General features: G+C 69.2%; 13 protein-coding genes. All 13 read right to left on the reverse strand.

Going from position 1 to position 13591, the window contains the following annotated elements; genetic code table 11:
* Positions 1 to 3 precede the first annotated feature (3 nt).
* On the reverse strand, positions 4 to 708 hold the full coding sequence (locus tag ASC92_RS12990; RefSeq protein ID WP_056516390.1) for an SH3 domain-containing protein: 705 nt from the start codon (positions 706 to 708) through the stop codon (positions 4 to 6).
* A 78-nt stretch (positions 709 to 786) separates the two neighbouring features.
* Complete coding sequence (locus ASC92_RS12995; RefSeq protein ID WP_056515761.1) at positions 787 to 1842, reverse strand: homocysteine S-methyltransferase family protein; 1056 nt, start codon at positions 1840 to 1842, stop codon at positions 787 to 789.
* A gap of 53 nt (positions 1843 to 1895) precedes the next feature.
* Complete coding sequence (locus ASC92_RS13000) at positions 1896 to 3059, reverse strand: histidinol-phosphate transaminase (RefSeq protein ID WP_056515768.1); 1164 nt, start codon at positions 3057 to 3059, stop codon at positions 1896 to 1898.
* A 20-nt stretch (positions 3060 to 3079) separates the two neighbouring features.
* Positions 3080 to 3898: an N-formylglutamate deformylase gene (hutG, locus tag ASC92_RS13005; RefSeq protein ID WP_056515769.1), complete on the reverse strand. Its 819-nt coding sequence runs from the start codon at positions 3896 to 3898 to the stop codon at positions 3080 to 3082.
* A gap of 7 nt (positions 3899 to 3905) precedes the next feature.
* Positions 3906 to 5288 carry a formimidoylglutamate deiminase gene (locus ASC92_RS13010; RefSeq protein ID WP_056515770.1) on the reverse strand — a complete coding sequence of 461 codons (1383 nt, stop codon included), beginning with the start codon at positions 5286 to 5288 and terminating at the stop codon, positions 3906 to 3908.
* Positions 5285 to 6535: an imidazolonepropionase gene (gene hutI, locus ASC92_RS13015; protein ID WP_056515771.1), complete on the reverse strand. Its 1251-nt coding sequence runs from the start codon at positions 6533 to 6535 to the stop codon at positions 5285 to 5287. Before hutI ends, ASC92_RS13010 begins: the two co-directional genes overlap by 4 nt.
* Before the next feature lie 24 nt (positions 6536 to 6559).
* A complete protein-coding gene (locus tag ASC92_RS13020) occupies positions 6560 to 7132 on the reverse strand; it encodes a HutD family protein (protein ID WP_056516396.1) in 573 nt (190 codons plus the stop codon).
* A 2-nt stretch (positions 7133 to 7134) separates the two neighbouring features.
* Positions 7135 to 7803, reverse strand: a complete 669-nt coding sequence (locus ASC92_RS13025; protein ID WP_056515774.1) for an amino acid ABC transporter permease — start codon at positions 7801 to 7803, stop codon at positions 7135 to 7137.
* Positions 7804 to 7810: 7 nt separating this feature from the next.
* Positions 7811 to 8563, reverse strand: a complete 753-nt coding sequence (locus tag ASC92_RS13030) for a transporter substrate-binding domain-containing protein (RefSeq protein ID WP_056515777.1) — start codon at positions 8561 to 8563, stop codon at positions 7811 to 7813.
* 45 nt (positions 8564 to 8608) lie between these two features.
* Entirely contained in the window at positions 8609 to 9340 is a 732-nt protein-coding gene (locus ASC92_RS13035; RefSeq protein ID WP_056516398.1) for an IclR family transcriptional regulator, read from the reverse strand.
* 131 nt (positions 9341 to 9471) lie between these two features.
* Positions 9472 to 11199 (reverse strand): urocanate hydratase, encoded by a 1728-nt coding sequence (gene hutU, locus ASC92_RS13040; RefSeq protein WP_056515780.1) that lies wholly within the window; start codon positions 11197 to 11199, stop codon positions 9472 to 9474.
* A gap of 32 nt (positions 11200 to 11231) precedes the next feature.
* The gene (gene hutH / locus ASC92_RS13045; protein ID WP_056515783.1) at positions 11232 to 12791 is read right to left on the reverse strand and encodes a histidine ammonia-lyase; all 1560 of its coding nucleotides are present in this window, start codon (positions 12789 to 12791) and stop codon (positions 11232 to 11234) included.
* Positions 12792 to 12851: 60 nt separating this feature from the next.
* Entirely contained in the window at positions 12852 to 13589 is a 738-nt protein-coding gene (gene hutC / locus ASC92_RS13050) for a histidine utilization repressor (RefSeq protein WP_056515785.1), read from the reverse strand.
* Between the last annotated feature and the right edge of the window lie 2 nt (positions 13590 to 13591).

Raw genomic sequence — 13591 nt, forward strand, 5'->3', positions numbered from 1 at the left:
TCTTCAGCGGTCGTGGCCGCGGCCGCCGCCATGACCACCCCCGTGCCCGTCGCCATGGCCACCCCCGCCATGACCGCCGCCCCCGTGCGGTCGTCCGCCGCCGCCACCGGGATGCGGATGCGGCATGCCAGGCGCCAGCCCCGGACGGAAGCTCGGCTGCGGCCGCGGCGGCCTGATGCCGGGGTCCGGCGGCGGACGGAATCCAGGGGCCGATGGCCGGAACCCGGGGCCAGGCTGCCAGGGACGCGGCTGCCACGCCGGCCTGACGGGCGGCGGCGGATGCCAGCCCGCCACGGGCGGCGGTGGGCGGCCGCCCCACCAGCGCCGCTCGCCGTACCACGGCCGGTCGCGGTAGTAGCTGGCCCAGTAGCTGCCGATCGCGAAGCTGATGATCGGCACGCCGATCACCGCGCCGTAGGCCGCCAGCGGCACGCGCCGCTCCTGGTAGGCGTAGTCGAGGCTGCGCGACCAGACCCAGCCGCGCCCGCCGTCGGGCAGCACCACGTCGCACCAGCCGTAGCCGCTGGTGCAGCCGACCACGTCGAGCGGCTGGCCAGGCCCGAGCCGCGCCACCAGCGGATAGTCGCCCGAGGGGCCGGCGCGCAGGTTGACGGTGCCGCGCGTGAAGGCCTGCTGCGCCGCGGCCGCAAGCGGCAGGATCAGGGCAAGCGCGCCGATGCCGATCCAGCGGGGGGCGAGTGTGTTCATGGCCATGGCGGGCTCCTGTTCCTGTGCCAGCCAGCCTAGGCCGGGGCACGAGAGCCTGTCAATCGGCCGGAGGCGCGATCAGGCAGCCTCGCGGTAGAAGCCCGCGTTGTGGCTGCCAAGTGCGCGGCCCGCGACCGGCGCAACCGCCTTGCCGATGGCCGCGATGTGGTCCGGCGTGGTGCCGCAGCAGCCGCCCACGATGTTCACCAGCCCTTCGGCCGCGAACTCGTGCAACAGGCGCGAGGTGACGTCGGGCGTTTCGTCGAAGCCGGTTTCGCTCATCGGATTGGGCAGGCCCGCGTTCGGATAGCAGCTGATGAAGGTGTCGCCCGCCACCTTCGACAGTTCCTGGATGTACGGCCGCATCAGCGCCGCGCCCAGCGCGCAGTTCAGGCCGATGGCCAGCGGCTGCGCGTGGCGCACGCTGTGCCAGAAGGCGGTGACGGTCTGCCCGCTGAGGATGCGGCCGGAGGCATCGGTCACCGTGCCGCTGATGATCAGCGGCAGGCGCTGGCCGCTGTTGTCGAAATATTCGTCGACCGCGAACAGCGCGGCCTTGGCGTTGAGCGTGTCGAAGATGGTCTCGACCAGGATCACGTCGGCGCCGCCCTCGACCAGCGCTTCGGTCTGCTCGTAGTAGGCAGCGCGCAGTGCTTCGAAATCGACGTTGCGCGCGCCCGGGTCGTTCACGTCGGGGCTGATGCTCGCCGTCTTGGGCGTCGGGCCGAGGGCGCCGGCCACGAAGCGCGGCTTGTCCGGCGTGCTGAACTTGTCGCAGGCCGCGCGCGCCAGCTTGGCGGATTCGAGGTTCATCTCGCGCGCGAGGTGGGCCATCTTGTAGTCCTCCTGCGCGATGGTGGTCGCACCGAAGGTGTTGGTCTCGATCAGGTCGGCGCCGGCCGCGAGGTAGCCCTCGTGGATGTCGGAGATGACGTCGGGCCGGGTGAGCGAGAGCAGCTCATTGTTGCCCTTCACGTCGCGCTCGAAGTCCTTGAAGCGCTCCCCGCGGTACTGCGCCTCGGTGAGCTTGAAGCGCTGGATCATCGTGCCCATCGCGCCGTCGAGGATCGCGATGCGTTGCGCGAGGATGCCGGGCAGTGCCTGGCCGCGGGTGTAGGTGAGGGGCTTCGTCATTCCCGCGATTGTAAAAACCCCGGCCTGGCCCGGCTTCCGGGCGGGTCTTGGCGCTAGTCCGGCCCGCCCGCAATCTCCGTCAGCGCCTGCACGAAGCGCGCGTTCTCCTCGTCGGTGCCCACCGACACCCGGATGAAGGTCTCGAAGCCCGGCTCCTTCCAGGGCTTGACGATGATCCCGCGCGCCAGCAGCGCCTCGTTGACCGGCCCGTTCGGCCGTGCGAGATCAACGAACAGGAAATTGGCCGCCGAGGGCGCGATGCGCAGGCCCGGAAGGACCGACTGCGCGAGCGCGCGAAGCTGCGTCGCCAGCACCTCGCGCTGCTGCACGGTGCGCTCCACCGCGCGCGCCATATGGGGCTCGTCGCCCCAGGCCGCCAGCGCCGCGGCCTGGGCCGCGAGGTTCACGTTGAAGGGCGTGCGCACACGGTCGAGCAGCTGCACCAGCGCCTCGTCGGAAGCGATGCCGTAGCCCACCCGCAGGCCCGCGAGCGCCCAGGCCTTCGAGAAGGTGCGCAGCACGATCCAGGGACGGCCTGCGGCTGCGTCGGCGCCCTCCCACGCGCGCAGCATCGAAAGCACGTCGGGATAGCCGGGCGCCAGCCGCGCGTACTCGTGGTACGCCTCGTCCACCACCAGCAGCGTGCCCGCCGGCACCGCCGCGAGCAGGCGCGCGAAGTCGCCCGCATCGAACATGCAGCCGACCGGGTTCGAGGGATTGGCCAGCATCACCACCTTGGGTCCGCGCGCGAGCGCCGCGCACCAGGCATCGAGGTCGAAGCCGAGCGCCGGCGTGAGCGCCAGCAGCTCGATCTGCGCGCCCATCATGCGCGGGTAGATCTCGTGCAGCCCGAAGGCCGGGCGCTGCGTGAGCACGCGGTCGCCCGGCGACAGCAGCGCCTGGCACAGCATCTGGAGGATGTCCTCGGAGCCGTTGCCGATCACCACCTGCGCGGGCTGCGCACCCGTTCGCCCGGCGATCGCGGCGCGCAGCGCGGTGCAGTTGGCGTCGGGGTAGGTGCCCGCACGCGCGGCCAGATCGACCAGGGCGCGCCCCACCGCGGGGCTGGCGCCGTAGGGGTTCTCGTTGCTCGCGAGGCGCGCGATCTCGCTCACGCCGTAGCGCGCGCGCACGGCCTCCGACGACAGGCCCGCGTTGTAGGGCGGCAGCGGCGGCACTTCGGGGCGCGCGAGCGCATGGATGGCGGTTGTGTTCACAAGTCTAAAGTCCAGTGCGCTCACCCGCGGCGGCCTTCGACGAACCCGAGCACCGCCTCGAGCATGCGGCGCACATGCGGCTTCACGCCCGCAGCCACCTCGGGCAGGTAGGCGAAGGGCAGCGCTTCCTGCATGTAGCTCGACTGCGTCATCTCGAGCTGCACCGCATGCACGCCGCCGGCGGGGTTGCCGTACTGGCGCGTGATGTAGCCGCCCTTGAAGCGGCCATTGAGCACGCCGGTGTAGCCCTCGGCCGAGGTGGCGATGCCCCGCAGCGTTGCGGCCAGCACCGGATCGCAGCTCTTGCCGTCGGCGGTGCCGAGGTTCAGGTCGGGCAGCTTGCCCTCGAAGAAGCGCGGCAGCACCGAGCGGATCGAGTGCGCGTCCCACAGCGCGATGGTGCCGTGCACCGACCTGAGCCGTTCGAGCTCGGCCGCGAGCTGCCGGTGGTAGGGCTGCCAGATCGCCTCGCGCCGCTCGGCGGTCTCGGCCTCGCCGGGCACGTCGCCGGCCGCGTACAGCGGCGTGTCGTCGAAGGTGTCCACCGGGCACAGGCCGGTGACGCTCTGGCCCGGGTACAGGCTCGCGCCGTCGGGCGGACGGTTCAGGTCGATCACGTAGCGCGAATGCGTAGCCACCAGCACCGACGCGCCGAGCTCGTCGGCAAAGCCGTAGAGCTGTTCGAGGTGCCAGTCGGTGTCGGGCACGTGGCGCGCCTCTTCGGTGAAGCGCGCGGCGAGCGCGGGCGGCACGTGGGTGCCGACGTGCGGCATCGAGATCAGCAGCGGGCGAGTGCCCTGGCGAAAGCGGAAGGCGGGTTCGGTGGTGATGAAGGCCATGGTGGGATCAGTCCTGAAGAAGTTGGGTGCGCGCGGCCACGAAGGCGGCCGCGGCTTCGTCGTGCAATGCGTGGCGGCCGGCCGCCACGCGTTCGCGGCCCGCGACCCAGACGGTGTCGATGGCGCTGGTGCGGTGGCTCGCAAAGACGTGGGCCGAGAGCATGTCGGGCGCCGACAGGCCCTGCAGCGCGAGGTGCGACGCATCGAGCACGATGAAGTCGGCCTGCTGGCCCGCGGCGAGCCCGCCGACGTTGCGGCCCCCGGCCTGCGCCCCGCCCCGCACCGCTTCGAGCGTGAGCGCCGTGGCCACATGCGGTTGCGCCGCGCTCGCGCCGACGTTGCGCTGGCGCGTGGCCAGCCGCTGGCTGTATTCGAGCATCAGCAGTTCTTCGGCCGCGTTGACGCTGGCGTGGCTGTCCGAGCCCACGCCCCATGCGCCGCCATGGCTGCGCCACTCGGCGAAGTCGAAGATGCCGTCGCCGAGGTTGGCTTCGGTCGTGGGACACAGGCCGGCCACCGCGCCGCTCCTGGCCGCGTACTCGTACTCGGCGTCGTTCATGTGCGTGGCATGCACGAGGCACCAGCGAGCATCGACCGGCGCATGGTCGAGCAGCCATTCGACCGGGCGCAGCCCGCTCCATTCGACGCAGTCGTCGACTTCCTTGGTCTGCTCGGCGATGTGGATGTGGATGGGCGCGGTGCGGTCGATGGCTTCGAGCCCCGCGATCGCATCGCGCAGCGCCTCGGGCGGCACGGCGCGCAGCGAGTGCGGCGCGAGGCCCAGCCGCGCACCCTGCGCATCGCACAAGGGCTTGAGCGTGTCGAGCAGGCGCAGCATCGACTCGGTCGAGCGCACGAAGCGGCGCTGCCCGTCGGTGGGCGGCATGTCGCCGAAACCGCTGGTCTGGTAGAGCACGGGCAACAGCGTGAAGCCGATGCCGGTCTTCTGCGCGGCGCGCAGCAGCGCCAGGCTCAGCGTCGCATCGTTGGCATAGGGGCGGCCGTCGGCATCGTGGTGCACGTACTGGAACTCGCAGACGCTGGTATAGCCCGCTTCGAGCATCTCGGCGTAGAGCCAGGTCGCAATCGCCTCCATGTGCTGCGGGCCGAGGCGCGCAGCAAAGCGGTACATCAGCGTGCGCCAGCTCCAGAAGCTGTCGTGCTGGCCGGCGCGGTGCTCGGTCAGGCCCGCGAAGGCGCGCTGGAAGGCGTGCGAATGCAGGTTCGGCATGCCGGGGATCAGTGGGCCTTTCACAGTTCGTGCGTCGGCGGGGCGTTGCGCGCCGGCCTGCACCTGCGTGAACTGGCCGGCGTCGTTCCATGCGAGCAGGACATTCTTCGCCCAGCCTTCGGGCAGCAGCGCGTCGGTTGCGAAAAGCGTGTGTGTCATGCCTGGGCTCCTGCCGCGATGCGGCCTTGTCGCACCACGGTGCGCACGGGTTGCTGGCCGAACCAGTACGCCAACTCGGCCGCCTCGCGCACGTTCCACAACACGAAGTTGGCGGGCCTGCCGGGCGCGATGGCGCCGTGCGTCTGCTGCAGCCCCAGCGCGCGCGCCGCATGCACGGTGACGCCGGCCAGCGCCTCGGGCACGGTGAGGCGGAACAGCGTGCATGCCATGTTCACCATCAGCAGCAGGCTCAAGGCCGGCGAGGTGCCGGGGTTGTGGTCGGTGGACACCGCCATCGGCACGCCGGCGGCGCGCAGCGCCTCGATGGGCGGCAGGTGCGTGTCGCGCAGCGTGTAGTAGGCGCCGGGCAGCAGCACGGCCACGGTGCCCGACCGGCGCATGGCCTCGATGCCTTCGGCCGACAGGTGCTCGATGTGGTCGCACGAGAGCGCGCCGTAGCGCGCGGCCAGCGCGGCACCGCCCATGTCCGACAGTTGCTCGGCATGCAACTTCACCGGCAGGCCGAGCGCCTTCGCCGCCTGGAAGACCTGTTCTGTTTCTTCGAGCGAGAAGGCGATGCGTTCGCAGAACACATCGACCGCATCGACCAGCCCCTCGGCCGCGAGCGCGGGCAGCATCTCGCGGCAGACGAGGTCGATGTAGTCACCACTGCGGCCCGCGTATTCGGGCGGCAGCGCATGCGCGCCGAGGAAAGTGGTGCGCACCGTCACGCCGTAGGCTTCGCCCAGGCGCCGCGCCACACACAACTGCTTGCGCTCATGCTCGAGCGAAAGCCCGTAGCCCGATTTGATCTCGATGGCGCAGACGCCGTCGGCCAGCAGCTGTTCGAGCCGGGCTGCAGCCTGCGCGAAGAGCGTGTCCTCGTCGGCCTCGCGCGTGGCGCGCACCGACGAGACGATGCCGCCGCCGGCCTTCGCCACTTCTTCGTACGTGGCGCCTGCGAGCCGCATCGCGAATTCGTTGGCACGCTGGCCGCCGTAGACGAGGTGCGTGTGGCAATCGACAAGGCCGGGCGTGACCAGCGCCCCGCCGCCGTCGTGCGTGGGCAGTGCCGCAAATTCGACCGGCAGCGCGTCGCGCGCGCCGACCCAGCGGATGGCGCCCTGGGCGACCACGATGGCGGCCTCGACGCCGTCTTCCAGCGCCACGCCGGGTGCGGCATCGGGCGCAAGGCGCAGGCCGGTCCAGAGGCCGTCGGCCGAGGGGTATTCGCTGACAGGTTTCATTGTCGTTATCTTTCTTTTTGCGGGTTACGTCGGCAGGATGCGCACCGCCACCAGCCGGGCGTCGTCGCTCTCGGGTGTCGCGCGCCATGCATGGGCCGCGTCGGTCCAGCACAGGCCTTCGCCCTCACGGCAGGTCTCTTCGTTCAAGCGCCAGGCGCCGCGCAAGGCGAGCAGCACGCCGTGCGGCGCCGCATCGACGGCTGACGCGCGGTCCAGCACCTGCACGTCGGCACGCCACTGGCCGCGCCGCGTCATCACGTTGAAGTCGTTCGATGCGCCGCCGAGCAGCGTGCAGTCGATCGCGTCGTCGCCGCTGAAGGCGAAGGGCCGATGTGTCGCGTCGAGCCAGTGGCTGACGCGCCCGTCGTGCGTGAACAGGCGAACGCCATCGCCCTCCAGCAGCATGATGCTGCGGTCGATGCCCTCGAACACCGAGAACGGTCCGGCCGCGGCGATGGTCGCGATGCTCACGCGCCAGCCGAAGCCGTCGAGCGCCGCGCCCTGCGGCCAGCTGGCGATCTCTTGCGTGGTGCCGCCGCCGTTTTTCCAGGGGGTGACCGGGAGTGTGCTGCGAGAGAAATGCTGTACGCCGCGCATGCTCATCGCATCAACCCACCTTGCCTCAGCTTCTGCTCGAAGTGCCGCAGCACCAGCGTCATCGTGCCGGTCAGCATGAAGTACACGACGGCGATCGCGAGGTACACCTCCAGCGAGCGGTACGACACGCTGATGATCTTCTGCCCCTCGTGCATCACGTCGTGAATCGTCAGCAGCGACACCAGCGCCGAGTTCTTGATGAGCGCGATGAACTCGTTGCCCAGCGGCGGGATCATGCGCACCACCGCCTGCGGCAGCACGATCTCGCGCATCGCCGTGCCGGGCGTCATGCCCAGCGACTGCGCTGCCATGGTCTGGCCCTTGTCGATCGACTGGATCGCGCCGCGCACGATCTCCGACACGTACGCACCCGAATACACACCGAGCCCCAGCACGCCGCACAGGAAGGCCGGCAGCAGGATGCCGAAGTGCGGCAGGCCAAAGAACAGGATGAACAGCTGCACCAGCAGCGGCGTGCCGCGAATGGCCGCCACGTAGGCGGTGCACGCGCCGTAGAGCCAGCGCCGCTTCGGGTTCAGCCGGCCGATGCCGACCAGCAGGCCCAGCACGCAGCCCAGCGTCAGCGCGCACGCGGTGATCTCCACCGTGACGAGGGCGCCGCGCAGCAGGTCGGTCCAGCCCTGCCAGACGGGCGAGAAATCGAAATCCATGGCGCGCTTACTTGGCGCTGGCGTTGAACCACTTGTTCACGATCTTTGCGTAGGTGCCGTCGGCCTTGAGCTTTTCGATCGCGCCGTTCACGGCCTTGGTGAGCTCAGGCGTGTCCTTGCGGATGGCCATGCCGTAGTCCTCGGTGGTGATCTGCTCGGGCAGCACCTTGAGGCCGCCGCGCGTGCGCACGTACTGGTAGGCGGCGGGCTTGCCGGTGACCGCTGCGTCAGCGCGGCCGATGTCGACGAGGTTGAACATCTCCTGGTTCTTCTCGACTTCCATCAGCTGCACCTGCGGGAATTTCTCCTTCGTGAAGGCCACCGACTTGGTGCCCACCTGCACGCTGACCTTCTTGCCGTTGATGTCGGCCGGCGTCTTGATCGCCGTGTTGCCGTCCTTCACCATCACGACGAGGCCGCCGGCGTAGTACGGTGCGGTGAAATCGACGACCTTCTTGCGCTCGTCGGTGATGTAGATGGCCGAAACAGCCATGTCGAAGCGCTTCGAGATCAGGCCCGGCACGAGGCCCTTGAAGTCGATGTCGATCCACTCGATCTTGCGGCCCAGTGTCTGGCCGATAGCCTCGACCAGCTCCACGTCGAAGCCGGTGCGCTTGCCGTTCTCCACGAACTCCATCGGCGGAAAGGTGGCGTCGGTGGCCACGCGCAGCGGCTCGCCCTGGGCCTGGGCCTGGGCAGCGCCGGCGAAACCGAAGAGAGCGGCGGCAGCAATGGTGAAAAGAGTGCGACGGGTGTTCATGGTGAAAGGCTTCCGTGGGTTTGAAAAGGGAGAAAGACGCAGCAGCTACTGCAAGGCACGCGAGATGCGGGCCGCCGTGACGACGGTCATGTGGAGCAATGCAGCTTCCATGCCCTCGACGCGCGTGAGCGGCGCCATGAGCGTGATCGCGCCGCGCAGATGCCGGCCGGTGGCCAGCACCGGCGCGCTCGCGCCCCACACGCCGGCATCGACCTCGCCGTGCGTCACGGCATGGCCGGCCTCGCGGATGGCGTCGAGTTCGGCGGCGCGTTCGGCGCGGCGTTCGGGGCTTTCGCCGAGCCCGTCGAGCAGGGCATCGCGCTGGTCGAGCGGCATGTGGGCCAGCAGGCACTTGGCGCTGGCGCCGTCGCGCGCGGGCACGCTGCGGCCGCGGTCAAAGGAGCAGCGCAGCGACTGTTCGCTGTCGATCATCTCCAGGCACACGACACGCTCATTCACGGCCGTGACCAACGCCACGCTTTCGTGCGTCTGCTGGGCCAGCGCGCGCATGTCGGCGCGCGCGGCCATCACGAGGTCGGAATTGCCGTCGAAGCCGGTGGCAAGTTGCACGCTCACCGGGCCCGGGGAGTAGCGGCCATCGGATTCCATCACGAAGCCCCAGCGGCGCAGCGTGGCGATCTGCCGGTACAGCGTGCTCTGCGACAGGCCGGTGGCCTGCACCAGCTCGGCCGCCGTCATCGCTGCCTTGCTTTGCGCCAGCACCGACAGCACGAACAGCGCGCGGTCGTTGGCGGGGGCGTCGGTCGGGGTCGTCATGCGGTCGATCGGATGAGTGGAACCGGCGTGCAGTATCTTGCCCGCCGTTCCCACTTCCAAGCCCCGATTCCCAAAGAGTGGGAATGGGCGTGTTTTTTCTTTCTACCTCCGTCTTAACCGCCGGCCCGCCGTCACTTCACCATCGGCAGCTTCAGGCCCTGCTTCTTCGCGGTGGCGACCGCGATCTCGTAGCCCGCGTCGGCATGGCGCATCACGCCGGTGGCCGGGTCGTTGAACAGCACGCGCTCGATGCGCTTGGCGGCCGCGTCGGTGCCGTCGCACACGATCACCACGCCCGAGTGCTGCGAGTAGCCCATGCCCACGCCGCCGCCATGGTGCAGGCTGACCCAGGTGGCGCCGCCCGCGGTGTTGAGCAGTGCGTTGAGCAACGGCCAGTCGCTCACCGCATCGGTGCCGTCCTTCATGGCCTCGGTCTCGCGGTTCGGGCTGGCGACCGAGCCGGTGTCCAGGTGGTCACGGCCGATGACGATGGGCGCCTTGAGTTCGCCGTTCTTCACCATCTCGTTGAAGGCCAGGCCCGCGATGTGGCGCTCGCCCAGGCCCAGCCAGCAGATGCGCGCCGGCAGGCCCTGGAAGGCGATGCGCTCGCGCGCCATGTCGAGCCAGCGGTGGGTGTGGGTGTTCTCGGGGAACAGCTCCTTGATCTTGGCGTCGGTCTTGTAGATGTCCTCCGGGTCGCCCGAGAGCGCGACCCAGCGGAACGGGCCCTTGCCTTCGCAGAACAGCGGGCGGATGTAGGCCGGCACGAAGCCGGGGAAGTCGAAGGCGTTCTTCACGCCCTCGTCGAACGCGACCTGGCGGATGTTGTTGCCGTAGTCGACCGTGGGGATGCCCATGGCCTGGAAGTCGAGCATGGCCTGCACGTGCACGGCGCACGACTTCGCGGCCGCCTTCTTGAGCGCGTCGTGCTGCGAAACGTCCTTCATCGCTGCCTGCCACTGCGGCACGCTCCAGCCTGAGGGCAGGTAGCCGTTGATGAGGTCGTGCGCCGAAGTCTGGTCGGTCACCAGATCAGGCTTGAGGCCGCCGGCCTTCGCGCGCTTCACCAGCTCGGGGAGGATGTCAGCCGCATTGCCGAGCAGCGCGATCGACACCGCTTCCTTCGCGTCGCAGTGCTGCTTGATGAGCTCGAAGGCATGGTCGATATCGCGCGCCTGCTTGTCGACGTAGCGCGTGCGCAGGCGGAAGTCGATGCTCGACTGCTGGCACTCGATGTTGAGCGACACCGCACCGGCCAGCGTGGCGGCCAGCGGCTGCGCGCCGCCCATGCCACCCAGGCCGGCCGTCAAGATCCACTTGCCCGCGAGGCTGTTGTTGTAGTGCTGGCGGCCGGCTTCGACAAAAGTCTCGAAGGTGCCCTGCACGATGCCCTGGCTGCCGATGTAGATCCAGCTGCCCGCCGTCATCTGGCCGTACATGAAGAGGCCTTGGCGGTCGAGCTCGTTGAAGTGCTCCCAATTGGCCCACTTGGGCACGAGGTTCGAATTGGCGAGCAGCACGCGCGGCGCGTTCTCGTGCGTCTTGAAAACGCCGACCGGCTTGCCCGATTGAATCAGCAGCGTCTCGTCGTCGTTCAGTTCCTTCAGCGACGCGAGGATCTGGTCGTAGCAGGCCCAGTTGCGCGCGGCGCGGCCGATGCCGCCGTACACCACGAGGTCTTGCGGGCGCTCGGCCACCTCGGCGTCGAGGTTGTTCTGCAGCATGCGGAACGGCGCTTCGGTGAGCCAGCTCTTGCAGTTGAGCTCGCTGCCGCGCGGCGCGCGGATCACACGGGTCGGGTCATGGCGCGGGTCGGCGGCATCGGGGTTGTTCATGGCGAATTTGTCGGGAGCGTTCATGGCGTGGTTCTCCTTGTCTGTCGGGTGAGGTTTTACGAGTGACTGGGCAGGATGTCGAGCAGCGCGGCCGGCAGCGCGGCCTCCAGCGCCCACTGGCGCATGGCTTCGATGTCGGGGGCGAGGTAGCGATCGCGTTCGAGGAAGGCGACCTTCTGGCGAATGGCGGCGAATTCGGCTTCGACCAGCGGCGAGCTCTTGAGCTTGCGTTTGAGTTCGATCCCTTGCGCGGCGGCCATGGCTTCGATGCCGACCACCACTGCGGTGTTGTTGACCATGTCGCCGAGCCGGCGGCCCGCGAAGGTGGCCATCGACACATGGTCTTCCTGGTTGGCCGAGGTCGGCAGGCTGTCGACGCTGGCGGGGTGCGCGAGCGACTTGTTCTCCGACGCCAGCGCCGCGGCCGTGACCTGCGCGATCATGAAGCCCGAGTTGAGGCCACCATCGCGCACCAGGAACGGCGGCAGGCCCGACAGGCCGGTGTCGAGCAGCAGCGCGATGCGGCGCTCGGCGATGGCGCCGACTTCGCTGATGGCCAGCGCGATGATGTCGGCCGCGAAGGCGACGGGCTCGGCGTGGAAGTTGCCGCCGGAGATCACCTCGCCGGTGTCGCAGAACACCAGCGGGTTGTCCGACGCGGCATTGGCCTCGATGACCAGCACGCGCGCGGCATGCGCGAGGTTGTCGAGGCAGGCACCCATCACCTGCGGGATGCAGCGCACCGAGTACGGGTCTTGCACGCGGCCGCAGTCGGCGTGCGAAGGCACGATCTCGCTGCCTTCGAGCAAGGTGCGCACCGCGCCTGCCACGGCGATCTGGCCCAGCTGGCCGCGCGCTGCATGAATGCGTGCGTCGAATGGCTTGATCGAGCCCTGGATCGCTTCGAGCGACAGCGCCCCCGACATCAGCGAAGAAGCGAAGACGTCTTCCGCGCCGAACAGGCCGAACAGCGCGAGCGCGGTCGACACCTGCGTGCCGTTGAGCAGCGCGAGGCCTTCCTTGGGGCCGAGCACGAAGGGCGCGAGGCCGATGCTCTTCATCGCTTCAGCGCCGCTCACTACAGTGCCGTCGGCCAGCGTCGCTTCGCCTTCGCCGATCAGCACGCAGGCCAGGTGCGCGAGCGGCGCGAGGTCGCCCGACGCGCCGACCGAGCCCTTGGCCGGGATGCGCGGCATCACGCCCGTATTGAACAGCGCCAGCAGCGCATCGGCCAATGCGGGGCGCACACCCGAATGCCCGCGCGCCAGGCTCACCGCCTTGGTCGCGAGGACCATCCGCACCACCGGCGCGGCCAGCGGCTCGCCCGTGCCCACGCTGTGCGACAGCACGAGGTTGCGCTGCAGTTCCGCCAGGTGGTCGTTGCCGATGCGCGTGCTCGCGAGCTTGCCGAAGCCGGTGTTGATGCCGTAGACGACCTGGTCGTTCTCGACGATGTGGCGCACAGCGGCTTCGGCGCGAAGCATGCCGTCGCGCACCGACGGGTCGAGCGAGAGCTGCACGCCGCCGGCCTGGATGCGTCGCAGCATCGCCAGATCGACCTGGCCGGGCGTGAGGGTCAAAGCGGCATCTGGAGTGGTGGTGTGCTTGTTTGGCATGTGAACCTGTCTATACAAGTAGTTGCGAGAGAAAACGTCGGTCTTCGTGGACAAAAAAAATCAGCCGAAGCTCGGGTTGCCGTCGGCTCGGAAGCGGCTGCCCAGGCTGTAGCGCGAAGCGGGATGCAGGCAGCGCACCCAGGTCACGGGGATGTTGCGTGTCCAGGTGCGGCGCGTGAGCAAGAGGCAAGGGTCGGTGGGTGCCATGGCGAGCCGGTCGGCCTGCTCCTGGTTGGGCAGCACGGCATCGACCACGTGTTCGATCTGGTCGAAGGGCACGTTGCGCACGAGGTATTCGCTGGGCGGCAGGGCGGTGAAGTCCTGCTCGAGGTAGTTGGGCACGACCTGCGGATTGACGTAGCGCTCTTCGAGCTGCACGGGCGTGCCGTTCTCAAGGTGCAGGCACACGCTGTGGAACACCGAGGTGCCGGCGCGCATGTCGAGCCACGCGGCCACGTCGGGCGAGGCGGCGATGCGCTCGACCGCGATCATGTCGCAGCGGTAGTCGTGTCCGCGCTGGCGGATTTCGCTGGCGATGTTGGCGATCTGCAGCAGCGTGGACTGCGGCTTGTTCTCGGCGACGAAGCTGCCGACGCCGGCCACGCGCACGATGCGGCCCTGTTCCACCAGTTCGCGCAGGGCGCGGTTCACGGTCATGCGCGCCATGCCGAACTGCGCGACCAGCTCATGCTCCGAGGGCAGGCGGTGGCCGGGCGGCCACGTGCCGTCCTGGATCTTGCGGGAGATGTGATCCTTGACTTGCGCGTAGAGCGCGAGGGTGGGGAGGTCGCGTTTCATTG

The organism is Variovorax sp. Root411 (assembly GCF_001425205.1).
In the GTDB taxonomy this organism is placed as follows: Bacteria; Pseudomonadota; Gammaproteobacteria; order Burkholderiales; family Burkholderiaceae_C; genus Variovorax.